25 protein-coding genes and 1 tRNA gene are annotated in these 24,835 nt (G+C 67.9%); 17 read left to right on the top strand and 9 right to left on the bottom strand.

Translation table 11 applies throughout. The annotated features are described in order from the left end of the window. Window positions 1–282 precede the first annotated feature (282 nt). Window positions 283–891, bottom strand: a complete 609-nt coding sequence (locus QNJ67_03005; GenBank protein MDJ0607916.1) for a TIGR02466 family protein — start codon at window positions 889–891, stop codon at window positions 283–285. Window positions 892–994: 103 nt separating this feature from the next. Beyond that, a complete protein-coding gene (locus QNJ67_03000) occupies window positions 995–1,885 on the bottom strand; it encodes a helix-turn-helix transcriptional regulator (GenBank protein ID MDJ0607915.1) in 891 nt (296 codons plus the stop codon). A 250-nt stretch (window positions 1,886–2,135) separates the two neighbouring features. Here QNJ67_03000 and QNJ67_02995 point away from each other — a divergent pair, with 250 nt between their 5' ends. The 3 genes from QNJ67_02995 to napF all read left to right on the top strand — a co-directional run bounded on the left by QNJ67_02995 (window position 2,136) and on the right by napF (window position 5,706). Continuing rightward, on the top strand, window positions 2,136–4,223 hold the full coding sequence (locus tag QNJ67_02995; protein MDJ0607914.1) for a 4Fe-4S binding protein: 2,088 nt from the start codon (window positions 2,136–2,138) through the stop codon (window positions 4,221–4,223). Window positions 4,224–4,286: 63 nt separating this feature from the next. Further along, window positions 4,287–5,138: an NlpC/P60 family protein gene (locus tag QNJ67_02990; protein ID MDJ0607913.1), complete on the top strand. Its 852-nt coding sequence runs from the start codon at window positions 4,287–4,289 to the stop codon at window positions 5,136–5,138. A 73-nt stretch (window positions 5,139–5,211) separates the two neighbouring features. Then, window positions 5,212–5,706, top strand: a complete 495-nt coding sequence (gene napF / locus QNJ67_02985; GenBank protein ID MDJ0607912.1) for a ferredoxin-type protein NapF — start codon at window positions 5,212–5,214, stop codon at window positions 5,704–5,706. A gap of 6 nt (window positions 5,707–5,712) precedes the next feature. Here the strand turns inward: napF and QNJ67_02980 are convergent, their stop codons facing one another. Beyond that, window positions 5,713–6,015: a hypothetical protein gene (locus tag QNJ67_02980; protein MDJ0607911.1), complete on the bottom strand. Its 303-nt coding sequence runs from the start codon at window positions 6,013–6,015 to the stop codon at window positions 5,713–5,715. A 196-nt stretch (window positions 6,016–6,211) separates the two neighbouring features. On the opposite strand from QNJ67_02980, the gene moaA reads away from it, so the two are divergent. Together moaA and QNJ67_02970 are read left to right on the top strand one after the other, a co-directional pair. Next, the gene (gene moaA, locus QNJ67_02975) at window positions 6,212–7,204 is read left to right on the top strand and encodes a GTP 3',8-cyclase MoaA (protein MDJ0607910.1); all 993 of its coding nucleotides are present in this window, start codon (window positions 6,212–6,214) and stop codon (window positions 7,202–7,204) included. A gap of 173 nt (window positions 7,205–7,377) precedes the next feature. After that, a complete protein-coding gene (locus QNJ67_02970) occupies window positions 7,378–7,812 on the top strand; it encodes a polymer-forming cytoskeletal protein (protein MDJ0607909.1) in 435 nt (144 codons plus the stop codon). Between the two features lie 12 nt (window positions 7,813–7,824). Here the strand turns inward: QNJ67_02970 and QNJ67_02965 are convergent, their stop codons facing one another. Next, window positions 7,825–8,322, bottom strand: a complete 498-nt coding sequence (locus QNJ67_02965; GenBank protein ID MDJ0607908.1) for a molybdopterin-guanine dinucleotide biosynthesis protein A — start codon at window positions 8,320–8,322, stop codon at window positions 7,825–7,827. Window positions 8,323–8,505: 183 nt separating this feature from the next. On the opposite strand from QNJ67_02965, the gene QNJ67_02960 reads away from it, so the two are divergent. Continuing rightward, a complete protein-coding gene (locus QNJ67_02960) occupies window positions 8,506–9,273 on the top strand; it encodes an NAD kinase (GenBank protein ID MDJ0607907.1) in 768 nt (255 codons plus the stop codon). Window positions 9,274–9,484: 211 nt separating this feature from the next. Here QNJ67_02960 and QNJ67_02955 read toward each other — a convergent pair whose 3' ends face one another. Then, window positions 9,485–9,715 (bottom strand): DUF1127 domain-containing protein, encoded by a 231-nt coding sequence (locus tag QNJ67_02955; protein MDJ0607906.1) that lies wholly within the window; start codon window positions 9,713–9,715, stop codon window positions 9,485–9,487. 214 nt (window positions 9,716–9,929) lie between these two features. On the opposite strand from QNJ67_02955, the gene QNJ67_02950 reads away from it, so the two are divergent. From QNJ67_02950 to QNJ67_02935, 4 genes are all read left to right on the top strand, one after another. Then, a complete protein-coding gene (locus QNJ67_02950) occupies window positions 9,930–10,835 on the top strand; it encodes a transcriptional regulator GcvA (GenBank protein ID MDJ0607905.1) in 906 nt (301 codons plus the stop codon). 272 nt (window positions 10,836–11,107) lie between these two features. Then, complete coding sequence (argE, locus tag QNJ67_02945; GenBank protein MDJ0607904.1) at window positions 11,108–12,280, top strand: acetylornithine deacetylase; 1,173 nt, start codon at window positions 11,108–11,110, stop codon at window positions 12,278–12,280. Next, window positions 12,277–13,347 (top strand): AbrB family transcriptional regulator, encoded by a 1,071-nt coding sequence (locus tag QNJ67_02940; protein MDJ0607903.1) that lies wholly within the window; start codon window positions 12,277–12,279, stop codon window positions 13,345–13,347. The genes argE and QNJ67_02940 overlap by 4 nt, the downstream gene beginning before the upstream one ends. Window positions 13,348–13,440: 93 nt before the next feature. After that, window positions 13,441–13,884, top strand: a complete 444-nt coding sequence (locus QNJ67_02935; protein MDJ0607902.1) for a hypothetical protein — start codon at window positions 13,441–13,443, stop codon at window positions 13,882–13,884. Window positions 13,885–14,031: 147 nt separating this feature from the next. Here the strand turns inward: QNJ67_02935 and QNJ67_02930 are convergent, their stop codons facing one another. Beyond that, complete coding sequence (locus tag QNJ67_02930) at window positions 14,032–14,832, bottom strand: SDR family oxidoreductase (protein MDJ0607901.1); 801 nt, start codon at window positions 14,830–14,832, stop codon at window positions 14,032–14,034. Between the two features lie 195 nt (window positions 14,833–15,027). Between QNJ67_02930 and QNJ67_02925 the strand changes: the two genes are divergently transcribed. After that, window positions 15,028–15,582: a hypothetical protein gene (locus QNJ67_02925; GenBank protein MDJ0607900.1), complete on the top strand. Its 555-nt coding sequence runs from the start codon at window positions 15,028–15,030 to the stop codon at window positions 15,580–15,582. 84 nt (window positions 15,583–15,666) lie between these two features. Continuing rightward, window positions 15,667–15,753, top strand: a tRNA-Leu gene (locus QNJ67_02920). A 45-nt stretch (window positions 15,754–15,798) separates the two neighbouring features. Here the strand turns inward: QNJ67_02920 and QNJ67_02915 are convergent. After that, window positions 15,799–16,326 carry an N-acetyltransferase gene (locus tag QNJ67_02915; GenBank protein MDJ0607899.1) on the bottom strand — a complete coding sequence of 176 codons (528 nt, stop codon included), beginning with the start codon at window positions 16,324–16,326 and terminating at the stop codon, window positions 15,799–15,801. Then, the gene (locus QNJ67_02910; protein MDJ0607898.1) at window positions 16,323–17,177 is read right to left on the bottom strand and encodes an isocitrate lyase/phosphoenolpyruvate mutase family protein; all 855 of its coding nucleotides are present in this window, start codon (window positions 17,175–17,177) and stop codon (window positions 16,323–16,325) included. The genes QNJ67_02915 and QNJ67_02910 overlap by 4 nt, the downstream gene beginning before the upstream one ends. A gap of 295 nt (window positions 17,178–17,472) precedes the next feature. On the opposite strand from QNJ67_02910, the gene QNJ67_02905 reads away from it, so the two are divergent. The 5 genes from QNJ67_02905 (at window position 17,473) to QNJ67_02885 (ending at window position 24,316) form a co-directional block, all read left to right on the top strand. Beyond that, window positions 17,473–19,545 carry an ABC transporter substrate-binding protein gene (locus QNJ67_02905; protein ID MDJ0607897.1) on the top strand — a complete coding sequence of 691 codons (2,073 nt, stop codon included), beginning with the start codon at window positions 17,473–17,475 and terminating at the stop codon, window positions 19,543–19,545. 537 nt (window positions 19,546–20,082) lie between these two features. Further along, a complete protein-coding gene (locus QNJ67_02900) occupies window positions 20,083–21,093 on the top strand; it encodes an ABC transporter permease (GenBank protein ID MDJ0607896.1) in 1,011 nt (336 codons plus the stop codon). Between the two features lie 3 nt (window positions 21,094–21,096). Further along, entirely contained in the window at window positions 21,097–22,269 is a 1,173-nt protein-coding gene (locus tag QNJ67_02895) for an ABC transporter permease (protein MDJ0607895.1), read from the top strand. Next, complete coding sequence (locus QNJ67_02890) at window positions 22,269–23,294, top strand: ABC transporter ATP-binding protein (protein ID MDJ0607894.1); 1,026 nt, start codon at window positions 22,269–22,271, stop codon at window positions 23,292–23,294. The genes QNJ67_02895 and QNJ67_02890 overlap by 1 nt, the downstream gene beginning before the upstream one ends. Continuing rightward, window positions 23,291–24,316: an ATP-binding cassette domain-containing protein gene (locus QNJ67_02885; GenBank protein ID MDJ0607893.1), complete on the top strand. Its 1,026-nt coding sequence runs from the start codon at window positions 23,291–23,293 to the stop codon at window positions 24,314–24,316. The genes QNJ67_02890 and QNJ67_02885 overlap by 4 nt, the downstream gene beginning before the upstream one ends. A gap of 6 nt (window positions 24,317–24,322) precedes the next feature. On the opposite strand, the gene QNJ67_02880 is transcribed toward QNJ67_02885, so the two are convergent. Next, on the bottom strand, window positions 24,323–24,835 hold a 513-nt coding region (locus QNJ67_02880; protein MDJ0607892.1), incomplete at its 5' end, for a sulfatase.

Genomic DNA, 24,835 nt, shown 5'->3' with positions numbered 1-24,835 from the left:
CTCGGCGTCTTCCCAAAACACGGGATCTACTTCGCTGCCGCCCTTATTACTTCGCCATTCCGGCAGTAAGGTGCGACATTATGGCGATTTCTTGTCACTGAATATGTGACTTAAATCAAAGTGTACCACATTTGTGGGAACAATGCTTGTAAGGAAAATTGCCGATGCCCGGCGACCGCGGCCGATACTTTACCAGTGACCGCCCCCGGTGACCGCCGGATTTTCCGGGCCCAACCGTCCGCGCGTGCCCGTCCGGGCCTCTCTATTCCCCCTTCGCCCGGCTCATCCGCCGGCCCGCCCGGCGAACATGATGGTGAAGCCGAGGCTGATTCTCTCGCTTTCGCCTCCGTTCCGGTCGAACGAGTGCGGCAGCCTCGAGGGAAAAATGATCAGCGCGCCCGGCTGCGCCTCGATGTGGGCGTTGCGCGAGTTTTGGGCGTTGGGCTCGGAGAACGTCGGCTCCACGCCGTCGGTTTGCGGCCTGGGGTCCTGGAACACCAGACCGCTGCCGCCGAGGGGAACCTGTGCGCAATAGATGCCGCTGAGGTAGTTGTCGGGGTGCGTCTGCATGCGCTGAGGCGCGCCGCCGGGCGGCGTCACGTCGGCCCAGAGCGCGGTGATGCGGAAGGAGTCGTACTCGGCCTTAAGGTGCTGCAGCACCGCTTCGGCGGCCTCGCGGATTAAGCCGGTCAGGGGCTGGAACGCCGGGTCCTCCTGAAGCATCGTGCCGGTCTGCCAGGTTTCGCCCGGGCCGGGCGCGGGTTTCGCCGCCCGTTCCCGCTCGATCGCCGGCATCAGGCTCTCGTTTACGGCCGCCGCGTCTTCGGGACGCAGGGCGTGCACCCACAGCGGGACCGGGAAGAGCTTAACTATACTGGCATTCGCGAACATCTTACCCCCCTCGCAGGCTCTGGCAGGCGGACACGGCCGGCCGCGGCCGCGGGCGCGCACTCTATAAAGGCCGGCGGCGCCGGCGCAAGGCCGGACCTGCGCGTCAGGGTCCGTTGAGCTGGATCCGCCCGAGCCCGGAGACGTCGTAGCCGCCCATCTGCTCGGCGCGGGCTAGGAACGCGCCGCTGCGGGCGAAGGCGAACAGCGTCTGAACCGGCGCTTCGAAATAGTCGCGCCGCCGGATCAGCAGGTCGTAGCGCTCGCGCATCAAGGGCAGGAAGTCGAGCTTGAGCGACCGCGCCACGGCTTCGACGGCGAGGCCCGCGTCGGCGCGGCCTTCGAGGATCGCCAGCCCCAGGTCCAGCTCGCTGCGCGCCGTCTCGGTCGCGAAGCGCAACCGCTCCGGCTCGACGCCTGCCGACGCCAGCAGGTGGGCGAACAGCCGCCGGGATCCTGCTCCTTCCTGCCGTTTCACGACCCGCGGCGCGGCGCCGCCGGGCCCGGCCAGGTCGGCGAGGCCGCGGACGCCGAGCGGATTGCCGGGAGCGAGCACCAGGCCCTGGGTGCGCCAGGCCCACTCGATCAGCACCAGCCCGGCGGGCGGCATGGCCTGGCGGACCGCGTCGATGTTGAAGCGCTCGCTGTCCGGATCGAAGAGGTGCAACGCGGCAACCTGGGCCTCGCCCTCGGCGAAGCGCGCGAGGCCGTCGAGACTGCCGCCGGCCAGCAGCGCCAGGCCGCAGCCCGACTCCCGCACCGCCCAGTCGAGCAGAGGATCGTGGCTGCCGACGATGACCGCCGGCGCCGCCGCGGGCGCGCCGGTCTCGCCGCGGGCGCCGCCGGCCAGCCAGGTGTCGATCTGCTCCCGGGAGAACAGCCACTTGCCGGTCACCTTGGTGCAGGGAATGGCCTCCTGGCGCACAAGTTCGTAGACCCGCCGCTCCTTGATGCGAAGATACTCGGCCACTTCCCGCGTGGTCATGAAGTCGTGCACGCCTTCCGCCCCTCCTGCCGCGCCAGGGTATAGGATCGGCGCCGCGCCGGCCCAAGAAAATCGGGACGCGCGGCAGCACGGACGGAGTCTTGGACCGCGGGGGCGCTGTGGTATACCAACGCCTGCCTAGAGCAGGTCCGGGTTTGACTGAATCGCCACAGGTGATCCATCAAACCCGGTGAATCCGCTCTAGATCAGGGCGCAAGAGCAAGACCAGGGCCGGCAAGCGGCCCCCGGGGAGAGAAGCGTGATGAAGATGCGCGGCAAGACGCTGCTGGTGTGCGATTGCGAAGCCACCATGCCGCTCGACGAGGCGAAGCTTTCCAAGGCCTGCGCCGCCGCCGGCGGCGACGGCGCGCTGGCGTTGAACAGCCAGCTGTGCCGGGCGCAGCTCGGCAACTTCCAGCAGGCCGTCGCCGGCGAAGCGCCGGTCCTGGTCGCCTGCACCCAGGAAGCCCCGCTGTTCACGGAAGTCGCCCAGGAGGACAACCCCGAAGCCGAACTCGCCTTCGTCAACATCCGCGAGAACAGCGGCTGGTCCGAGGCCGCCGGCGGGACCGACGCCACCGCCAAGATCGCCGGCCTTCTCGCCGAGGCCGCCCTCGAGGTCACCCCGACGCCGGCCGTCGCCCTGGAATCCAAGGGCGTCTGCCTGGTCTACGGCCGCGACGAGGTGGCGATCGAGGCAGGCAAGCGCCTGAACGGCCGCCTGGAGGTGACCGTCCTGCTCGACCGGCCCGAGGACGTGCCGGCGCCCGGCCTGATGGACGTCCCGGTGTTCCGCGGCACGATCGTCCGCGCCGAGGGCCATCTGGGGAAGTTCGGGGTCAACGTGAACGCCTACGCGCCCACGATCCCCGCGTCGCGTCAGCGGCTGGCCTTCGAGGCGCCGCGGGACAACGCCTACTCGGAGTGCGACCTGATCCTCGACCTGACCGGCGGCACGCCGCTGTTCCCGGCCAAGGAGCGCCGCGACGGCTACTTCCGGCCGGACCCGGGCGATCCGGTGGCGGTCGAGAAGGCGCTGTTCCAGATCGCCGACATGGTGGGCGAGTTTGAGAAGCCGCGCTACGTCCACTTCGACGCCGGCCTCTGCGCCCATTCGCGCAGCCGCAAGACCGGTTGCACCCGCTGCCTCGACGTCTGCCCGACCTCGGCGATCAGCTCGGCCGGCGACACCGTCGAGATCGACCCCTTCGTCTGCGCCGGCTGCGGCTCCTGCGCCAGCGTCTGCCCGACCGGCGCGGCGACCTACCAGTTCCCGGCGGGGGATTTGCTGTTCCAGCGCCTGCGCACCCTGCTCCAGTCCTACCAGGCGGCCGGCGGCGAGGAGCCCGTGATCCTAATCCACGACAGCCGCCACGGCGGCGAGGTGATCGCGCTGACCGCCCGCATGGGCCGCGGGCTGCCCGGGCGGGTCCTGCCCTTCGCGGTCAACGAGGTGACCCAGATCGGGCTCGACTTCCTGGCCGCCGCGCTGGCCTACGGGGCAGCCGGTGTCGTGGTCCTGGTCGACCCCACCAAGGCCGAGGAGCTCTCGGGCCTGGCGCAGCAGGTCGGCCTGGCAGAGACGGTCATGGACGGCCTCGGCTACGGCGGCGGACGGATCCGGGTTCTGGACCAGCCGGACCCGGAGGCGGTCGAGGCGGCGCTCTGGGACTTCGCGCCCGACCCGGCCGCGCCGGCGGGCGGGTTCCTGCCCATGGGCGGCAAGCGCAGCCGGATCATGCTGGCGCTCCGGCACCTGCACCAGGAAGCGCCGCGCAAGGTCGACATCCTGCCCCTGGCCCAGGGGGCGCCCTTCGGCGCGGTCGAGGTCGACACGGCCGGCTGTACGCTCTGTCTGGCCTGCGTCGGCGCCTGCCCGACCGGCGCGCTGCTTGACGACGAGTCCCGGCCCTGGCTCGGCTTCAACGAGGAGGCCTGCGTCCAGTGCGGGCTGTGCCGCAACACCTGCCCGGAGAGCGTGATCACCCTGGCGCCGCGCTTCAACTTCACCGACGAGGCGCGCGGCACGGTCGAGATCAACCGCGAAGAGCCGTTCCACTGCATCCGCTGCGGCAAGGCCTTCGGGGTGAAGCGATCGATCGAGCACATCGCCCAGAAGCTGGCCGACAAGCACTGGATGTTCGGCGGCGAGCAAGTCGAGCGCATCATGATGTGCGAGGACTGCCGTGTCGTGGTGCAGTTCGACGCCGACGCACCCATGGCCGCTGCCCCGCGCCCCGTGCCGCGGACGACGGACGACTACCTGCGCGAACGCGAGATCGAGGAGGCGCGGGCCAAGCTGCTGGCCGAGCGCGCCGCCGGCACCGGCAAGAACAACGGCGAGGCGTGATGCCGGCCAAGGGTTTCTTCAGCTCACCGGTCTAGGCTCGGTCCGGCAAAAGGGAAGCAACCTGTGAGCGACGACCAACTCAGTCCCCGACTCAACGCCTACCGCCCCGACCTGGCGGACGCGCGCCTCGAGGGACGGGTCGAGGCCGCCCAATTCGTGGCCGGCCGGCGGCGCCGGGTGGCCGTCGGCGTCGCCGACCTCAGGCGCGAACCGGAAGATCGGGCCGCGCTCGACAGCCAGCTGCTGTTCGGCGAAACCGTGCTGGTGTTCGAGGAGCGTGGCGGCTGGTCCTGGGTGCAGAACGAGACCGACGGCTATGTCGGCTACGCGCCCTCTTCCGCCTTGGGCGACGAGACGGCCGCGGCCGCGCACAAGCTTTCGGCGCCCCGTTCGTTCCTCTATCCGGAGCCGGACATCAAGGCGCCGCCGCTCGAGGTGCTCAGCCTCGGGGCGCGCGCGGCCGTGACCGGCGAGGACGGCGCCTTCAGCAAGGTTCCAGGCGGCTTTATCTACCGCAAACACCTGGCGCCCCTGACCGGCACTCAGCCCGACTATGTCGAAACCGCGCTGAGCCTGCTCGGCGTGCCCTACCTCTGGGGCGGCCGGTCCACCATCGGCCTGGACTGCTCGGCGCTTGTTCAGCTGGTTCTCGACCGGTCCGGCATTGCCTGCCTCAGGGACAGCGGCCAGCAGGAGACGACGCTCGGCGTGGCGCGCCCGCTGGACCAGCCGCCCGAGCGCGGCGACATCATCTATTTTCCCGGCCACGTCGCCATCGCCCTGGACGCTGAGCGGGTGGTTCACGCCAACGCCTTCGACATGCTGACGGCGGTCGAACCGCTGGCAGACGTGGTGGAGCGGGTCGTCGCCGAGGGCGGCCGCGGCATCACCTCGATCCGGCGGCCACGCGCTTGACCGCCAGCGCGCTATTCGCCATGTAAGAGGGGGCTGGCACACTTGCTGGTCAAGGCGTGGGCGGGGATCTGGCGTGAACCAGCCTGAGAGAATCGAGCACAGTGCAAACGGACCAGCCTGGGACGACGGCCCCTGTTTTCGGCCGCCCTGGTTCCGAGCCGAAGCGCTGCGCGCCGGGCAATGTGACGCCTGCGGCGTCTGCGTCCGTGCCTGTCCTCGGGGCCTCCTGTTCCTCGGCCGTGACGGGGCGCCCGAGATCGATTTTGACCGCGGCGGCTGCGATTTCTGCGGTGCCTGCGCGCGGGTCTGCGACCGCGGCGCCTTCGCGGCGCCGGAGGCCGGGCGCCCCTGGGACTACAAGGCGACGGTCGGCGCGGGGTGCCACGCGTTCCAGGGCGTGGTCTGCCAGCTCTGCGACGCCTATTGCGAGACCGGCGCCATTTCCTTCGATCTCTTCGCCGGCGGCTTCGCGCTGGCCCGGATCGGGACCGCCGACTGTTCGGGCTGCGGGGCCTGCGTCGCGGCCTGCCCGGCCGGCGCCATCGCTATGCGCGACGTCGCTGGATAGTGCCGGCTAGCGGGGCGCGGCCTGCCCGGCTTGGGCCTGGCAGAGCGCCCGTGCCCGATCCTTGAAGAGTTCGGCCTGCGCCGGACTGATCGTCTCCTCCGCCCGCATCTGGTCGATGTCGGCCGCCCGCTGGGCGAAGCAGCGCGCGACCGGATCGTCGGCCGCGACGGCCGCGGCCTCGGGCGGGAAGAGATCGTCGCGGTGGACATAGACCAGCAGAACCGCGACCAGCACCAGGACGCCGGCCGCGCAGAGCCGGGCAAGGGGCCCGTCGAGGGCCGAGTTGGGCTGCTGGGCCTCTCGGTTCATCGCGGCGGACCGGAGCGGGGCGGTTTGAAGTCGGTGCAACGAGACATTATGTCAGCTTAGCAGGCCGCGCCCGGCGGCGAGAGCATCTTGCGCCGGGCAGCCTTCCGTAGGAAACTGCGCAGCAAGCGAATCCCAGGTGCGTCCGGGGATTCCAAAGGGCCGAAACGGCCAGGGTGGGAGGAACAGCATGAGTGCGATGATCGACCCCTTCGGCCGGGCGATCACCTATCTTCGGGTCTCAGTCACCGACCGTTGCGACTTCCGCTGCGTCTATTGCATGGCGGAAGACATGACCTTCCTGCCCAAGGCCCAGGTGCTGAGCCTCGAGGAGCTCGACCGCCTGTGCAGCGCCTTCGTGCGCCAGGGCGTGCGCAAGCTGCGCCTGACCGGCGGCGAGCCCCTGGTCCGGCGCAACATCATGAGCCTGATCCGCAACCTCTCGCGCCACCTCGAGAGCGGCGCGCTCGACGAGCTGACCCTGACCACCAACGGCAGCCAGCTGGCCCGCTACGCCGGCGAGCTGGCCGACCTAGGGGTCAAGCGGATCAACGTCTCGCTCGACACCCTCGATCCGGACAAGTTCGCCGCGATCACCCGCTGGGGCAAGCTGGACCGGGTCATGGAGGGTCTGAAAGCGGCCAAGCGGGCGGGGCTGGCGGTCAAGATCAACACCGTCGCCCTCAAGGGTGTCAACGACGACGAGCTGCACAGCCTGGTCAGCTGGTGCGGCGACGAGGGCTTCGACCTGACCTTCATCGAGGTCATGCCCATGGGCGAGATCGGCGAGGAAGCCCGGCTCGACCAGTACCTGCCGCTCTCCATGGTGCGGGCCGAGCTGGCCAAGCGCTGGACGCTGGAAGAGATCGACTACCGCACCGGCGGGCCGGCACGCTACAGCCGGATCGCGGAGACCGGCGGCCGGCTCGGCTTCATCACGCCGCTCACCCATAACTTCTGCGAGAGCTGCAACCGGGTCCGTCTGACCTGCACCGGCACGCTCTACATGTGCCTCGGGCAAGAGGACGCGGCCGACCTCGTCGCCCCGCTGCGCATGAGCGACGACGACGCCCTGCTCGACGCGGCCATCGCCGAGGCGATCTCGCGCAAGCCCAAGGGGCACGACTTCGTCATCGACCGGCGGCGCAGGCGCCCGGCGGTTTCCCGGCACATGAGCGTGACCGGCGGCTGAGGGCGCTCGGGGCCTAAGCGGCCCAGGTACCTAAATTTTCTCCTGTTTTGTCACAAAAAGAGCCACACCCATTTTCGCGACTGGTGGTATCCTGTGGGCGTGGGGTTTGCGGTACATGGGATGGCTGACGGGCAGGATCGCCTGCAACCGATTAGCCAAGGAGTTGCCATCTCATGATGTTTCAGTCCCAAGCCGCGGACTCGTCCAGCGAAAAAGAGAAGAAAGCAAGCAGCCGCGCCAAGTCCGGCCAGCACCATCATTCCATCATCAGCTCCGACCTGACCATCAAGGGCAACCTGGTCTGCACCGGCGACCTGCGGATCGAGGGCCGTGTCGATGGCGACATCACCTGCCGCACCCTGACGCTGGGCGCCCAGCCCGTGATCAACAGCAAGGTGACGGCGGAGACGGTCCGCATCTGCGGCGAGTTCACCGGCGAGGTCCGGGCTCGCAAGGTGATCCTGACCGACACCGCCAAGGTCAAGGGCGACATCTACCAGGACGTCCTGCAGCTGGACAAAGGCGCCGCCTTCGAAGGCTACATCGGCCGCCTGGGCGGCGAGACGGCGAAGTCGGAAGACGAGGTGACCGCGCTCAAGTCGGCCTGAGGCCGCCGCTTATCACTCGATCACCACCCGGTGCGCGAAATCCCGGCCGTTGGAGATGGTGAGCTGTCGGAAGCCCATCATCTTCATCAGGTCGAAGAAGGTGAACCAATCCTGCACGCCGTACTCGGCGAAGACCGGCATCAGGCGGGCCATGGCCGTCAGGTCCGCCAGAACGCCGCGCGCCCGGTAGAGCGTGTCGAGCGGCCCGTCGTCCATGGCGACGATGATCAGCTTGTCGGCCTTGGTGCCCTTCGCGAACATGGCGAAAAGCGGGGCATAGGGGCGTTGGGCCATGGCCGTGGTCAGGCCGGTGACGAAGCCGATCCGCAGCGAGCGGTTGGCCTGCTGCAGCGTCGGTCCCCGCGCCTTGTAGGTCTCCCGGGTCTCGGGTTCGGGATAGTAGTAGCCACTGTGCCGGTCGCCGTTGCTGTTCTGGGCATGGACGGCCGCGGGCCAGAGCAGCAGGCTGCCGGCCAGCGCCAGGGCGCGGAGCTTGCGGGCGTGGGTCATTGTCGAGTGTTTCCCTACTGACGTGCACCGGGCTGGAAACTGGGGAGGCGGCCCCGGGGAGGCAAGCCCCGTCTCGATTGCATCGAACAAAGCTTCGTGAAGCCTCCTCTGGCGTCCCCAGGGCGCCGGGTTATACTCGGTTCAAGAGCTGACCCCACCGTGCCGGAACCGGCGGACCCCGCGATGACCTCTCCGAGCTTCGCCTTCGTGGCCGCCGACACCGACGAGGCCCAAGAGGCGCGCCGCGACCTGGAGGCCCGCTACCAGACCGTGCCCGCGGACGAAGCCGACGTCATCGTGGCGCTCGGCGGCGATGGGCTCATGCTGGAGACGCTGCACGGCTCGATCGAGCGCGGGGTCCCGATCTACGGCATGAACCGCGGCACCGTCGGCTTCCTGATGAACGAATTCCACGCAGAGGACCTGCCGGCGCGGCTCGCCCGGGCCGAGATGGTGACGCTCCATCCGCTGCGCATGCACGCCCAGGCGGTCGGCGGCACCGCTTCCGAGGCGCTCGCCATCAACGAGGTCGCCCTGCTGCGCGAGACCCGCCAGGCCGCCCGGATAAGGGTCTCGGTCGACGGCGTCGTACGGCTCGAGGAGCTGATGTGCGACGGGATCCTGCTGGCCACGCCCGCCGGCAGTACGGCCTACAACCTCTCCGCCCACGGGCCGATCGTCCCGGTCGGCGCCCAGCTGCTGGCGCTGACCCCGATCAGCCCGTTCCGCCCCCGGCGCTGGCGCGGCGCCCTCCTGCCCAATCGGGCGAAGGTTATCTTCGAGGTGGTCGACCCGAAGAAGCGCCCGGTCAGCGCCGTGGCCGACTACACCGAGGTGCGCGAGGTGTCGCGGGTCGAGGTCTGGGAGGACCAGAGCGTCTCGCTTCACATCCTCTTCGACCCGGAACACAATCTGGAGCAGCGCATCCTGCTGGAGCAGTTCCAGCCGTAGCCAGCTGCTGAAAAAGTGCTCAGTGGGGACCATCACCCTTCGACAAGCTCAGGGTGAGGGCGAAATGTCTCAGGCACTTACCCTCATCCTGAGCCTGGTCGAAGGATGACTGTGATCAAGGGCTCTAGGCTTTTCATCAGCCTGCCAGCCTCTTCTTTTGTCGAACCTGATGTCATGGCCGGACGGGATCCGGCCATGACAGTGGCGTGCGTCACGCCCGCCAGAAGGGCTTCGCGGCCTCCCGCTCGGCGTCGGCGCGGCTCAGGCCCATGTCCTTCAGCAGGCGGTCGTCGAGGGCCCTCATGTGGGCGCGCTCGCTGATCCGAGCCTGCCAGGCGAGCACGGTGGCGAAGGGGCGCCAGGCCAGATCGACGAGGCTGATCGGGGACCCACCGGCGAAAATGGCCGCGCCGGGGGCGGTCTGGGTGCTGGCTCTTTCCATCTCAGTTCTCCTCATCCGAAACTTGCGAGCGTTCTGGTCTTGGCAGACTAGGTCCGGCGGGTCGTGGGGTCTTCCCGGATCTTGCGACTGACGTTGGAACCGGTGGTTCACGGGATGCCGTCCTGAATAGGAAAATGGCCCGCCTTGCCGCTCTGAACAAACGATGTTAATTCACCTGTCGGATCAGAATTTCTAATGGAAGAGCGAGGCCGACCTGCGCCGTCTCCCGCCGCTCAACGCGCTCCGTGCCTTCGAAGCCGCGGCCCGTCACCTCTCATTCACTAAGGCCGCCGAGGAGCTCTTCGTGACCCAGGCGGCGATCAGCCACCAGGTCAAGGCGCTCGAGGAGACCCTGGGCACACCGCTGTTCCGGCGGCTCAACCGCCGCCTCATGCTGACCGATGCCGGCCAAGCCTACCTGCCGCCCCTGCGCGACGCGCTCGATCTGATGGCGGCGGCCACCGCGCGCCTCAAGTCCATGGAGGAGACCGGCTCGCTGACCGTCAGCGTCCTGCCCTCCTTCGCCGCCAAGTGGCTCCTGCCGCGCCTGTCGCGCTTCCGCCAGCGCCATCCGGACATCGACGTCCTGGTTTCCGCGAAGGAGAACCTGGTGGACTTCACGGTCGACGAGGTCGACATCGCGATCCGCTACAGCCGGGGGCGCCATCCGGGCCTGGAGATCGTCCCCATGATGGGCGACGAGGTCTTTCCGGTCTGCAGTCCGAGTCTCCTGGAGTCTGGCCCGCCCCTCGAGCAGCCGACCGACCTCAGGCACCACACCCTGCTGCACGACCCGACCGCCAGGACCAGCGACCTGGACTGGCCGGCCTGGCTCGAGGCCGCCGGAGTCACCGGCGTCGACGCCAGCCGGGGCCCCGGCTTCACCGATTCGAGCATGATGCTGCAGGCGGCCATCGAGGGCGAAGGCGTCGCGCTCGGCCGCCGCGCGCTGGCCGGCAACGACCTGGAGGCCGGGCGCCTGGTCCAGCCCTTCGGACCGAGCGTGCCGGCCGACTTCAGCTACTTCATCGTCTATCCGCCGGCCGGCGCCGAGAGGCCCAAGGTGCGGCTGTTCCGGGATTGGCTCCTCGAGGAGGTCGGGCAGGAGGGCGCGCGCTAGCGGGCGGCTGAAACACTCCTGAGTCCTTGATCACGGTCATCCTTCGACAAGCTCAGGATGAGGGCAAGTGTCTGAAACAGATAGCCCTCACCCTGAGCTTGTCGAAGGGTGATGGTGCCGGCTAAGCACTTCCTCAACAGCCTATTAAAGCCGGTTGCGCTTCACAGGGTCGCCTAAGGCGATTCCGTTTGCTCACGATCTGCTCGAGCGGTGACGCTGGTGCGCGGCGCCGCTCTCTGCCATCCTGCCCGGCCAACACCCGGAGACCAGATTTGTCGGACGACGCCCCCGTAAGCCCCGAATCCCGCGCCATGATCGAACGGCTGGTGGCCTTCGACACCACCAGCCGCAACTCCAACCTCGAGCTGATCCACGACGTCCGGGACTATCTGCAGGGCCACGGCGTCGCGAGCCAGCTGTTCCACGACGAGGGCGGCCAGAAGGCCAACCTCTACGCCACCCTGGGGCCGACCGACCGCCCCGGCATTGCGCTCTCGGGCCATACCGACGTGGTGCCGGTGGACGGCCAGGACTGGTCGAGCGACCCCTGGAAGATCGAGGAGCGCGGCGAGCGGCTCTACGGCCGCGGCACCTGCGACATGAAGGGCTTCATCGCCGTGGTGCTGGCCAAGGTGCCCCAGTTCCTGGCCCGCGACCTGGCGACGCCGATCCACCTCTGTCTGTCCTACGACGAGGAGGTCGGCTGCCTCGGCGTGCGCAGCCTGATCGCCTTCCTGTCGCGCCAGGAGATCCGGCCGGCGGCCTGCATCATCGGCGAGCCGACCAGCATGAAGGTGGTCACGGCGCACAAGGGCAAGCTGTCCCAGCGCTGCAGCGTGCGCGGCCTCGAGGCGCACTCCTCGCTGGCGCCCCAGGGGGTGAACGCCATCAACGCGGCCGCCGAGGTGGTGGCCTTCCTGAGCCGGCTGGCACGGCGCAAGGCCGAGGACGGGCCCTTCGACCAAGACTTCGACGTGCCCTACACCACGGTGCACACCGGGCTGATCCAGGGTGGTACGCAGCTCAACATTATTCCGGGGGCCTGCGACTTCGAGTTCGAGTTCCGCAACCTGCCCGAGGACGACCCCGAGGCGCTGCTGGCCGAGGTCAAGGCCTTCGCCCACGGCGAGGTCGAGCCGGCCATGAAGGAGATCGATCCCGCCGCCGGCTTCTCCTGGGACGAGATCTCGGCCTTTCCCGGACTGGCGACCGCCGGCGACGCCGATGTGGTGACCCTGGCCAAGGCGCTCAGCGGCAGCAACGACACCGGCAAGATCTCCTTCGGCACCGAGGCCGGGCTGTTCAGCGACAGCGGCATCCCGACCGTGGTCTGCGGCCCGGGCTCGATCGAGCAGGCCCACAAGCCCGACGAATACATCGCCCTGGAGCAGGTCGCGCTCTGCGAGCGCTTCATCGACCGGCTGCTCGACCGGGTCTCCGCCTGACGCCCCGTGCCCGCTTCCCCCAGGGCCTCAGAGTCCTCCTGGCGCTCGCAATCGGCGCGCTCGGCGGCTGGGGCGCCCACCTCCTGCAGCTGCCGCTCGCCTGGATGATCGGCGCCATGACGGCGACCACGGTCGCCGCCATCGCCGGCGCGCCGGTCGCGCTCTCCTGGACCCTGCGCTCGGTCATGGTGGCCGTGCTCGGCGTCATGCTGGGCAGCGGCTTCACGCCCGAGATCCTGGATCGCCTGGGCGAGTGGGCGCTCAGCCTGGGCGCGCTGCTCGGCTACACCGTGGCGGCCGGCGCCGCCGGCATGCTCTATTTCCGCCGGGTCGCCGGCTACGACCGGCCGACCGCCTACTTCGCCGCCACGCCCGGCGGGCTCTCGGAGATGATCCTGATGGGCGGCGCCTTCGGCGGCGACCCGCGGATCATTTCCCTGGTCCACGCCTCGCGGGTGCTGCTGGTCGTCCTCACCCTGCCCTTCGCCTTCCAGCTGTTCCTCGGCTACCAGGCCGGCGACCGGCCGGCCGCGGGACCGGACCTGCTGGCCATGGCGCCCTGGGACCTCGCCGTCCTGACCGCCTGCGGCGTCCTGGGCTTCGTTGGCGCGCGGCTGCTCAAGGTGCCGGCCGCGGCCATCGTCGGGCCCATGGTGCTGAGCGCGGCGGCCCATCTCGGCGGGCTGACCGACGCCAAGCCGCCGGACCTGCTGGTCGCCGTCTCCCAGGTCGTGGTCGGCAGCTCGATCGGCTGCCGCTTCGCGGGCACCGAGCTCTCCCTGGTCCGCCGCACGATCCTGCACGCGGCCGGCGTGACGGTGATCCTGGTCGCCGTCACCCTCGCCTTCTCCCTCGCGCTCAACGCCGTGACCGGCCTGCCCCTGCCGGCGCTGGTCCTGGCCTACGCGCCCGGCGGCCTTGCGGAGATGAGCCTGATCGCCCTCGCGCTCTCGCTCGACGCCGCCTTCGTGGCGACCCACCACCTGGTCCGGATCTTCGTCATCGTGGTCTTCGCCCCCGGCCTGTTCCGCCGCGTCACGGGGGAAAGCGCGGAGAAGGGGCGTTAGCAGGCTGCAGCGCGAGGGAAGAAAAATTTGACAAGGGCAATCTCCATCCTACTATGTTCCTATGTTACATAGTGACATAAGGAACATAGAGAGATGAGCCCTACAATTCGAGTTGATGACGAGGTGTACGATTGGCTCAAAGGTCAGGCCGTGCCCTTCGAAGATACACCTAACTCCGTGTTGAGGCGGATCGCCGGGCTCGATGACGCGAGCGAGGAGGAGCCGTTAGGACAACCACTCGGCAAGGGAACTAGGAAGATTTCAGGGCGGCGTGCCCCGCTTATTAGGGGCAATGAGTTAATCAGGAGGTGGAAAATACCCGTACTCCAAGCCCGCTTTCATCGTGATGGTCACTACTACGAGCATTTGACCAAGTTCCCAGCCGCATTCTGCGACCCGAAGGGCTACGTCGTCTTCGAAGATGAGGAGACGTACCGTCGGTCCCCCTACCTTCGACTCGGTGTGCAGGTCAACGTGGAGCCGCCCGGTATATCCTCTATACCAGGGTACCGTGAGGTGGAGGATCCCATCCTCTAGCCAAGCATAAGACCGGGAAATTCCTGCGCTCGGTCATCCTTCGACAGGGGGCGCAACCCGGCGTTAAGTGCGGATGAGGGCATGTTCTGGAAACACTTTCCCCTCACCCTGAGCTTGTCGAAGGGTGATGGTGGCGACTAGGCCCCCCTAAGACATCTTCGCGGTGATCCCGCCGTCGACCACCAGCTCGGTCCCGGTGATGTAGCGCGCCTCGTCGGAGGCCAGGAAGAGCGCGGCCCGGGCCACGTCCCAGGCGTCGCCCATGAAGCCCATGGGGCACTGCTCGGAGCGGATCTCGATCATCTTGTCGACGTCGCCGCCGGCGTAGGCCTCCTTCAGCGGCTCGACGATCATCGGCGTGTGCATCAGCCCGGGCACCACGGTGTTGGCGCGGATGCCCTTGGCCGCGTACTCCAGGGCGACCGCCCGGGTGAAGGGCACGACCGCGCCCTTGCTGGCGTAGTAGGAGATATAGGGCACCCCGGTCCAGCGCATGCCGGCGATCGAGCCGATGTTGACGATGGCGCCGCCGCCCTGCGCGACCATGGCCGGCAGCACGTGCTTGCAGGTCAGGAACATGGACCTGAGGTTGACCGCCATCACCCGGTCCCAGCTCGCCTCGCTCGCCTCGACCGGCCCGCCGACCTCGACGATGCCGACGTTGTTGTCCAGCACGTCGACCCGGCCGTAGAGCGAGAGGCAGCGCGTCACCAGCTCGGCGACCGCATCCGCCTGGGACACGTCGGCGGTGTGGGCCGTGGCCTCGTGGCCCTCCCCGGTGATGATCGAGACCGTCTCCTCGACCGCCGCCGGGTTGACGTCGACCGCGAAGACCTTGGCCCCCTCGCGGGCGAAGAGCACCGCCGCCGCCTTGCCGTTGCCCCAGCCGGGCCCGGCCGAGCCGGCCCCGACCACGATCGCCACCTTGTCCGCCAGCCGTCCCGCCATGAGCGCGCCCTCCCCTGGTGTTGCCGGCCCATCTTAGCGCGCAACCCGGCGACCGGGCCAAGGGCGGTTGCAGCGACCGTTAAGGGGCCGTTAGACGGGCGCGGATACTCTTTCGCCTCAACGCTCTAGCGGGAACCTGGGCGACCGTGCCATTCCCCTCCCGCCTCGCGGCACGAAAGGCCGTTTCGAAGCACGATGCTCGGAAAATACTTCAAGCGCGACAAGCGGCTCGAGTTCGAGATCGAGCCCCGGGTAGGGCTTCTTCCGCTCCGCCTCGATATGACCTCGGACGAGGTTCGAGAGGTCATGAAGTCGCTCGGCCAAGAGCCGAGTTCGGTCAAGGACGAAGCCGGCCTGCTCAGAAAACTCGGCATAGATCCGCCCGAGGGCCTTTCCCACTCGCACGCCTACTTGGACAACAGCTTGTCCGTCGAGTTCGACCAGAGCGATCGGGCGAGCTTCATCGGCATCGCCCCCCATGGCGAGATCCGGGTCCTGCTACATGGTCTGGATGTCTTCGGCGTTTCCGCCGAAGACCTGTTCGAGCAGCTGAAACGGAGATACGGACTTGAAGACCTCGCCTACGATGCGGATGAGCTGCTCCTGCCCAATCAGATTCTGACGCTCTGGCAGGCGGACCCGCAGTACGACCTAAAGGGCGAACGATTTCCCGTTTGGGGCCAGATCGGCGTCGGGAATACGGACTATCTGGAGAACGTTCGGCGGATAGAGAACGGCGGTGGCCGCTGACCGGCCCGGAGCCGGGCCGAGGCCGGTTGTTGCACGGACCCGGCGGCTGAGGCAAAAGTGCCCTCTGGCGCCGTCCCGGCCTCGGCGGGCGTGGCGGAATTGGTAGACGCAAGGGACTTAAAATCCCTCGGGCTTCGGCCCATGCCGGTTCGAGTCCGGCCGCCCGCACCAGCTCTAAGCGAAAACTGGGACTGACCTTCCCGCAGCTCGGCTGCGTTACGGTGCCCAGAGCTCCGGCCGGAGCCATGCCTCGGGCAACAGGAGCCGGCCGCCCGGGGCGGGCGCTCCACCCTTCAAGCACGTCGACTGCCAGGCCGTCCGCCACTCGGCCGGCAGGGGATAGGGCGGTGCGACGTTCGCCTCGGGCTGAAACCCAAGGCGGCCATAGTAGGCGGGGTCGCCCAGCACGAAGACCTGGGCCACACCCTCGTTCTCGAGCCGCTTCATGCCGGCGCGGGCAAGCGCGCTGCCAATGCCCTGGCGCTGCCGTGCGGGCGCGACGCAAAGCGGCGCCAGAAGCGCGGCCGCGCCCGGGCTTCCGTCGAGACCGCAGCGGGTGAAGAGCACGTGCCCCGCGGGCCCCGACCCGGTCGCCGCCACGAGGGAGAGCACGGCCGGCCCTTCTTCCAGCAGTGCGCGCACCAGGGGCACCAGGTCCTCGTCGGGGAAGGCCTGGGGATAGAGCGCCTCGATCGCAGCCCGGTCGCCCGCCACGCTCTCGCGGATCTCGACGTCCTCCGTCACGGGGCTTCTTGGGCCTCCCGCCCGCTGAAGAAGGCGGTCAGCTCGGCGTCGGGGATGGCCTCGGCGGCGTAGGTGAAGCGGCCGTCCTTGGCGATTTCCCGGGCCGCGCGGCGCAGGGCGCCGAGGGCGAGGCGGGCCAGGCTGCCGCCGACGCTGATCCGCTTGACCCCCAGGTCGGCCAGCTCGCGCACGGTCAGGGCCGCGCCGGCCAGGCCCATGACCACGTTGAGCGGCCCGTCGATCTCCCGCGCCAGCGTGGCGATCTCCTCCGGATCGCTGACCCCGGCCGCATAGAGGCAGTCCGCGCCGGCCTCGCGGTAGAGGTTGCAGCGGGCAATGGACTCGGCCAGCGGATCGGGGTGGCCGACCAGGTAGCACTCGGCCCGGGCCGTCAGCACGTAGGGGATTCCCGAGGCGGCGGCCGCCTCCTTGGCCGCGCGGATCCGCTCGACAGCCAGGACGCGGTCGTAGAGCGGCCGGTCCGGGTCGCCGCTGTGGTCCTCGATGCTGCCGCCGACCAGGCCGGCGGCGACCGAGCGCCGGATGGTCTCGGCCACGGCTTCCGGCGCCTCGCCGTAGCCCGCCTCCAGATCGCCGCTGACCGGCAGGTCGACCGCGTCGGCGATGGCCCGGCAGACCGCCAGCATCTCGTCCCGGTCGATCCGGTCCTGGTAGTCCGGCAGGCCCCGGGCGAAGGCGACGCCGGCGCTGGTCGTAGCAACCGCCGGGAAGCCCTCGGCCGCCAGCAGCAGGGCGCTGCCGGCGTCCCAGGCGTTCGGCATGACGAAGGCGCCCGGCTCGCCGTGAAGCGCGAGAAACCTCCGGGCCTTCTCTCTCTGGTTCAAGGCCATGCCGCCCTCCTTCCGAAGAAGCGCCAACCCTAGCAGAGTCGCGCTGACAGTGTTCTGTCAGGAGTTCCCGGCAGGGGCGTCCGCATCGGCAGTTTCGCGCCTGAATTGACCAATATTCGACCCGGGGTTGAGAGCTTCGGAAGCCCTCTCCAGACCCTCGCGATTGTCATAAAAGTGTGCCAACATAGTCATATAACCAGGCGATGGATGTGCCTTGATCAGCGCGCGGTGAGCCCGGCTGGGTGCCGTGTGCCTGACATAGAAATCTATCGTCCCAACAGGGAGAGTTACACTGATGACAACAGGAAAAGTCCTGGGCCTTGCATCGACCGCTATTGGCGCGCTCATGCTGGCCACGGCAGGCACGCAGCCCGCTCTGGCCGCGGATTGCCCGGCGATCACCGTCGCCGAAGACAAGGGCATCAGCGGCAAGTTCCCGCAGCAGTTCGAGCTGTCCGAGTTCGAGTCGGCCGCGAACTGCAAGCTGACCTTCCAAGAGAACCCGTCGATCAAGGACCTGAACGCCAAGATCCGGGGCAACCCGGACCTGCCGCCGCTCGCAGAGCGCCTGCCGGCGGAGCCGCTGGTGGTCGCGCCCTACGAGGAAATCGGCCGCTACGGCGGCGTGTTCGACGCGCTGTCGAACGCGACCGAGGCCGGCACTTCCGACCTGCTCTCGACCCGCCACGTCAACCTGGTGCGCTTCTCGGACGACCTGAACACGATCGTGCCGAACGTGGCCAAGGGCTGGGACTGGAACGACGACTTCACGCAGCTCACCTTCTACCTGCGCGAGGGCCACAAGTGGTCCGACGGCGGGCCCTTCACCGCCGAGGACGTCAAGTTCTGGTACGACAACCTTGCGCTCGATCCCAACGTGATCGAGAAGGCCAAGGACTACGTGCTGGTGGCCGGCGAGCGCATGACGGTCGACGTGATCGACCCGCAGACCGTGCGCTTCAATCTGCCGGCGCCGAAGCCGGGCCTGCTGGCCCACTTTGCGACCTCCTACGCCCAGGGCTTCCAGCCCAAGCACTTCCTCGGCCAGTACCACCCGGACATCAACCCGGACGCCGACAAGCTGGCCAAGGAGATCGGCTTCGAGAGGGGCTACGACGTGATCGCCGCCTACTACGGCAACTCGGACTGGACCGACACCCCCTCGCCGCTGCTCTCGCAGCCCGAGAAGGTCGCCGGCATGCCCAAGGACGTGATGCCCACGCTTGAGAGCTTCATCACGATCAAGGACACCACGGAAGGCCGGCGCTACGTCGCCAACCCCTACTTCTTCCAGGTGGACACCGCAGGCAACCAGCTGCCCTACATCAACGAGCAGGACGAGCTCTACATCAACGAGAACGAGGTCCGTCTGCTCAAGCTGGTCAACGGCGAGGTCGACTACAAGTCGCAGTCGGTCCAGCTTCCGGGCGCGCCCATGCTGCTCGACGGACAGGAGAAGGGCGGCTACAAGATCGACCTCAAGCCGACCATCACCCTGCCCGCCTTCTCGTTCAACGTGACCTCTGAGGACATGGCGAAGCGGGAAGTCTTCGGCAACCTGAAGTTCCGTCAGGCCATGTCGGTCGCGATCAACCGTGACGAGATCAACGACGTGGCCTTCTTCGGCCTCGGCGAGCCCAAGCAGTACATCGGCTTCTCGCCCCGTCCGGACTTCGTCGACGAGAAGTGGTCCAAGCACTTCATCCAGCACGATCCTGAGATGGCCAGGAAGCTGCTCGACGAGATCGGCCTGGTCGACAAGAACGGCGACGGCTTCCGCGACCTGCCGAACGGCGAGCCGCTGGTGCTGAACATCCAGTTCGCCACCCAGGGCATCGCCGGCCAGGTTGTCGAGCTGGTCGCCCAGCACTGGTCCAACGTGGGCATCAAGACCACCGCCAAGGAGGTCACGCCGGACGAGTACCGCTCGGCCCAGTCCTCGAACCAGCTCGACGTCGGCGCCTGGGGCAAGGGCATGCCGCTCGCCATGGTGCTCGGCCTGAACGAGAGCTTCGTCGCACCCTTCGGCAACTACTTCGACCACCGGGTCGGCATGCTGTGGGGCGAGTACCTCGAGTCCGACGGCAAGTCGGGCGTCAAGCCGCCGCAGTGGGTGTTCGACATGGTCGAAGACATCAACGCCTTCCAGTCGACCCCGGTCGGCACGCCGGAATCGGCCAAGATCGGCCAGCGGCTGGTCGAGAACCTGACCACCAACCTGATGATCATCGGGACGGTCCAGGCGCCCAACCCGATCTACCATCGGACCGCGCTGAAGAACTTCCCGGAGTTCAAGACCTGGTCCTACGAGTACTACAGGACCTACCCCTACCGTCCGCAGCAGTGGTTCCTGGCCGACGAGAGCTGAACCGCCGTTGACGTGAGGCGAAACCCGAGGGCCGGGCCGATCGCGGCCCGGCCCTCTTCTCGCCTATCTGAGGCCATGCTAGGGCCTGTTGACACTCACGTCGCGCTCCTGGTCCGAGTGAAATCGGCCTGCTGTTAGGCGCGAGGAGGAAGGACATGCGGCGCATATTCGACGACAAGCAACGCGGCAGCAGGTCGATTTCGCCGGATCCCTTCGGGACGGGGCGCATTTGCGCCGGGGCGGCGTCGCGGAAGGCCTTGTGGGGGCCCACCCCACGGCGCCTCCCGCTCCTAGCCCCGGCGCAAATTCGCTCCCGCCAGGAGCGCAACGTGAATGTCAACAGGCCCTAGAGCAGATCCGGGTTTGACTGAATCGCCGGAGGCGATCCATCAAACCCGGTGAATCTGCTCTAAACCTAGGATGTAGAGCGGATTCACATGTTTAGTTGGCAACCACGTAGTGGTTCCATCTAAACATGATCCGCTCTAGACTTTTCCTAGCAGGGCTTCGGGGAAGGGCCTGGTCAGGGGGCGAGACATGCTGCAGTACCTTCAGTTCGCCGCGACTCGCTTCGCCATGGCGGTCGTCACGCTGCTGCTGGTCTCCTTCATCGTCTTCTCCCTCATGGAGATGGTCCCCGGCACCTGCGCCGAGCGCTATCTCGCCTTCAAGAACACCCAGGGCTCGCAGATCACCGTCGAGGACATCGAGGCCGAGAAGAGGCGCCTCGGGCTCGACCGACCCTTCGTGGTGCGCTGGGCGAGCTGGGTCGGCAACGTCTTCTTCCGCGGCGACTTCGGCGAGAGCTGCATTCTGCGGGTCTCGATCAACAACCTGCTCAGCCAGAAGATCTGGCTTTCGCTCGGCATCTGCTTCGCCGCGCTCTTCTTCGCCTACCTGATCGCCATCCCGGTCGGCATCATCTCGGCCTCGGCCAACAACCCCGTCACAAACAACACGCTACGCTTCGTCTCCTACCTCGGCCTGGCGATGCCGAACTTCCTCCTGGCGCTGATGATCATGCTGGTCTCGACCGTGCTGTTCGGCGACAGCCTGACCGGCCTCTTCTCCAAGGAGTACCGCGACGCGCCCTGGTCGTTCGACAAGCTGATCGATTTCCTCAGCCGGGCCTGGCTGCCGATCTTCATCCTCGGCTGGTCGGCGACGGCCTTCGCGCTGCAGACCGTGCGCGCGCTCATGTCCGACGAGCTAGGCAAGCTTTATGTCACCGCGGCCTCGGCGCGCGGCGTCTTCGGGCGCAAGCTGCTGTGGCGCTATCCGGCGCGCCACGCGCTCGGCCCGATCATCAACTCGCTGGGCTTCGACCTGAACCGGGTGTTCAACGAGCTGCCCATCGTCGCGGTCATCCTGACCCTGACCGAGATGGGCGCGCTGCTGCTCGAGTCCCTGGCGCGCTCCAACGACCAGCAGCTCGCCGGCGCCATCATCTTCATCCTCACGGCGGCGATCGTGTCGCTCAACTTCTTCACGGACCTGCTGCTGGCGATCATCGATCCGCGCATCAGGCGCAGCGTGGTGGGGGCCTAGATCATGGCGGAGCAGGCGATCGGCACCCAGGGCGTCACCCAAGAGCCGCTCGACGCGGCGGCTCTGGCCGAGCAGAAGCGCAAGGAAGCCTACTTCACGGCCAGCCAGGCCCAGCTGATCTGGGCCCGCTTCAAGAAGAGCCGCTCGGCGATGATCGCCGGGTCGGTCCTGATCATCCTGATCCTGATGGGCCTCTTCGCGCCCTTCCTCTCGCCCTACGACCCGACCATCGCCGGGCGCAACAAGGACTACCAGTTCGGCGCGCCGCAGATCCCCATGTTCTGCGACCACAACGGCTGCTCGCTGCGGCCCTTCATCCACGGCGTCGAGCGGACCCGCTCGGCCAAGACCAACTTCCGCTGGGTGACCCAGGTCAATCCGGAAGAGCGGCGCTACGTCCAGTTCTTCGTGCCGGGCTGGAAGTACACGATGCTCGGCATACAGTTCGAGACCCACCTGTTCGGCGTCGACGAGGGCGGCATCCACCTCTTCGGCACGGACAAGGGCGGCAAGGACATCTTCTCGCGGACCCTGCACGCGATCTGGACGTCGCTCGCAGTCGGCACCATCGGCATGCTGATCTCCTTTGTCCTGGCGCTGATCATCGGCGGGATATCGGGCTACTTCGGCGGCAGGATCGACGGCGCGCTGCAGATGGTAACCGACGCGATCAGAACCGTGCCGGCGATTCCGCTGTTCATGGCCTTGGCCGCCTTCGTGCCCGACGAGTGGAGCTCGGAAGAACGCTTCTTCTTCATCTCGATCATCCTCGGCCTGATCGGCTGGCCGACCCTGGCGCGGCGCATCCGGACCCACCTGCTGACCGAGCGGAACCAGGAGTACGTGTTGGCCGCCCAGCTCTGCGGCGCGCCGGCGGGGCACGTGATCCGGCGCCACCTGCTGCCGAGCTTCACCAGCTACATCATCGTCGACCTGGTGATCTCCTTCCCCTACATGGTGCTCTCCGAGACGGCGCTCAGCTTCATCGGCCTCGGCCTCAAGGAGCCGGTCAACTCGCTGGGCGTCCTGCTCCAGGCGGTGACCAACGCCGACGTGCTGCTGAACTACCAGTGGCACTTCATCCCGGTGATCTTCTTCGTGGCAATGGTGCTGGCCTTCGTCTTCGTCGGCGACGGGCTGCGCGACGCGGCCGACCCCTATTCGGACAAGAGGTGATGAGCAAACCGCTGATCAGCGTCGACAACCTGACCGTCCAGTTCCGCACGGACGAGGGCCTGATCACCGCCGTCGACGGCATCTCCTTCGACATCGCGCCGGGCGAAGTCCTGGGCCTGGTCGGCGAGAGCGGCTCGGGCAAGTCGGTCTCGGCCAAGGCCCTGATGCAGCTCAACGCCAAGAACGCGGTCTATAGTCCGGAGAGCAGGATCACCCTGAACCTGGACGAAGGCCCCGTCGACGTCCTGGCGCTCAAGAAACCACGCGAGCTCATGGTGATCCGGGGCGGCACCATCTCGATGATCTTCCAGGAGCCCATGGCGAGCTTCGCCCCGGCGATCACCATCGGCGACCAGATGGTCGAGCAGCTCCTGATCCACACCTCGCTGAACAAGCAGGGCGCCAAGGAGCTGTCGATCGAGATGCTGGCCCGGGTCGGCATCCCCGAGCCGGCCCGGCGCTTCGACCAGTACGCCTTCGAATTCTCCGGCGGCATGCGCCAGCGGGCGATGATCGCCATGGCGCTCTCGACCAAGCCGAAGCTGCTGATCGCCGACGAGCCGACGACCGCGCTCGACGTGACGATCCAGGCCCAGGTGATCGACCTGATGAAGGAGCTGGTCGCCGAGTTCGGCATGGGGATCCTGTTCATCACTCACGATCTCGGCGTGATCGCGCAGACCGCCGACCGGGTCGCCGTCATGTACCTGGGCAACATCGTCGAGAGCGGCACGGTCCGCCAGGTCATCAAGCAACCGGCCCATCCCTACACCCAGGGCCTGCTGCATGCGATCCCCAAGCTGGAAGAGCTCGACGAGCCGCTCACGCCGGTGCCCGGCGACATCCCCAGCCTGCTCGAACGTCCGGCCGGCTGCGTCTTCCACACCCGCTGCCCCCAGGCGATCGCCGGCAAGTGCAACACCATCGATCCCAGCGTCACCACATTGGGCGAGGGGCACGAGGCCGCCTGCCTGCTGGTGCAGGAACGTGACAGCGCGAAGGCCGCCGAAGAGGTCCCGGCATGAGCGATAGCCACCCTCTCGCCACCCCCCATATCTCCGCAAAGGGGCTCTCGGTCCACTACGGGCTCGGCCGTCAGCTGTTCGGCGAGAAGCTGGTGATTCGCGCGATCGAGAACGTTTCGCTCGACATTCCGAAGGGTTCCTTCTTCGGCCTGGTCGGGGAAAGCGGCTCGGGCAAGACCACGCTCGGCCGCGCCATCCTCAAGGCGGCTCCGATCAGCGGCGGGCACGTGAACTACAACGACGGCGAGGTCGACTACGACATCGCGGCGATCGACAAGCGGCAGCTGAAAGACTACCGCCGCCGGGCCCAGCTGATCTTCCAGGATCCCTACGCCGCGCTCAGCCCGCGCATGACGGTGCGCGACATCATTGCCGAGCCGCTCGAGGTCATGAAGCTGACCTCGTCGCGCGAGGAGACCGACCAGAGGGTGCGCGAGATCGCGGCCAAGTGCCGGCTCAACCTTGAGCACCTCAGGCGCTTCCCCCACGCCTTTTCCGGCGGCCAGCGCCAGCGCATCTCGATCGCCCGCGCCCTGGTCTGCCAGCCGAAGTTCCTGGTCGCCGACGAGAGCGTCGCCGCGCTCGACGTCTCGATCCAGGCCGACATCCTCAACCTGCTGAAGTCCCTACAGCAGGAGATGGACATCACCTTCCTCTTCATCAGCCACGACCTCAGCGTGGTCGCCCACACCTGCGACCATGTGGCGGTCATGTATCTGGGGCGCCTGGTCGAGACCGCGCCGACCCGCGAGCTCTTCGCGGCGCCGCGTCACCCCTACACCAAGGCGCTGCTCTCGGCGATCCCCTCGCTCGACCCGGACCACGGGGCCCAGGCCCAGAAGCTCGAGGGCGAGATTCCGAGCCCGGCCAACCCGCCGCCCGGCTGCAAGTTCCAGACCCGCTGCCCGCATGCGATCGACATCTGCCGCACGGCGGAGCCCAAGCTCGACCACTTCGGCCTCGAGCACGACGTCGCCTGCCACCGCTGGCAGGAGCTGGCCGAGCTGGAGCCCGCCGAGTAGCGTTCTCTATCCAAGCGGCGTGTGGTTGAAGCTCGGCATGGCGAGCACCTTTTCCGCGCCGCCGAGCGCCTCCAACTTCGACCTCTGTTCGGCAAAGGCCTGGGCGTTGACCGCCTCCGGGTCGAGCACGGCGTTCAGCTGGGCGAGGAGCGTGGCGCGCAGCTCGGCGTAGGCCGGATCCGTTCCCAGGTCGTTGCGCTCGCCCGGGTCCTTCTCCAGGTCGAAGAGCTGCGGCGGGTGGCCGCCGGCGTAGTGAACGTACTTCCAGGGCCCCTGGCGCAGCATGGTCAGGCCGGTCGGGCTGCCGCCGTCGTGGTACTCGCTGATGACGATGCGCTCGGGCTCGGGCGCCGTCACGAAGTCCTGGAGCGGCCGGCCCTCCCAGGGCTCGACCGCCGCGCGGGGGCCGGGCGCCACCGCCCGCTCGATGGTAGCCGCCAGGTCGTTCAGTGACACCGGCGTCTGGTTTACGCCGGCCGGGATGCCGGGCCCGGCCAGGATCATCGGCACGGCCACCGA

The organism is Kiloniellales bacterium (genome assembly GCA_030064845.1).
In the GTDB taxonomy this organism is placed as follows: Bacteria; Pseudomonadota; Alphaproteobacteria; order Kiloniellales; family JAKSDN01; genus JASJEC01.
This window is presented reverse-complemented; position numbering and strand designations above follow the sequence as displayed.